General features: G+C 73.5%; 2 protein-coding genes. Both read left to right on the forward strand.

What is annotated here, in order from left to right; translation table 11 throughout:
* The coding region (locus tag ACLD7X_RS17335; RefSeq protein WP_411424936.1) for a GntR family transcriptional regulator at positions 1-471 on the forward strand (471 nt) is incomplete at its 5' end.
* Positions 472-610: 139 nt separating this feature from the next.
* Positions 611-815 (forward strand): hypothetical protein (locus ACLD7X_RS17340; RefSeq protein ID WP_411424937.1); only part of this gene is annotated, 205 nt, incomplete at its 3' end.

Below are 815 nucleotides of genomic sequence, written 5' to 3' on the forward strand. Positions count from 1 at the left end.
CGCCGCGCGGTGCTGGACATCCCCGTGATCCGGGCCGAGGTGGCCGCGCGCGGCCAGACCCATGCCTTTCGCCTGCTGGCCCGGCAGGCCGCCCCCGCGCCGCTGGCCATTGCCGCGCGGATGGGCCTTGCGGCAGAGACGCCGCTTCTGTTCCTGGAAACGCTGCACCTGGCGGACGGGCGCCCCTTTGCCCATGAAACCCGCTGGCTGAACCCCGCCGCCCTGCCGGGGTCCCTGCCCGATTTCGCGCAGGTGACCGCCAACGAATGGCTGATCGCCACGCTGCCCTATGCCACGGGCGAGATCGACCTGATGGCCGAACCCGCCGATGCGCGCACCGCGCAGGTGCTGGACGTCCCGCCCGGAACCGCGCTGTTCGTGGCCGAACGCAGCACCCGCACCGACACCGCCCCGGTCACCTGGGTGCGGCTGTCGCATGCGCCGGGCTACCGGATGCGGCTGACGCTGTGACCCCGCCTGCCATTTCACCTTGATCCAAATACCCACGGCGCAACCGCCGCGCCGGGTGCCCCGCCGCCGGGGCAGAACCCCCGTTGCCTTTGGCGTCCCCGCGCGCCATCACTCGGGCCACGCCAGGGGGGAGAGCGCCATGACCACGAACGACCAGACCGCCGACCGCATCGCGCGCCTTCTGCACCACCGCGGCGCGGGGCTGGGGCAGGGGCAGGGCGTGGCGCCGCCCATCACCCCCGCGGTGACCTTCCACCTGCCCGAGGTCGCGGGCGCCGCCCATATCTATGGCCGCAACGGCCAGCCCGGCTGGGACGAGGTCGAGGCGCAGCTCGAGATCCTCG

Source organism: Aphanothece microscopica RSMan92 (assembly GCF_046613545.2).
In the GTDB taxonomy this organism is placed as follows: domain Bacteria; phylum Cyanobacteriota; class Cyanobacteriia; order PCC-6307; family Cyanobiaceae; genus NIES-981.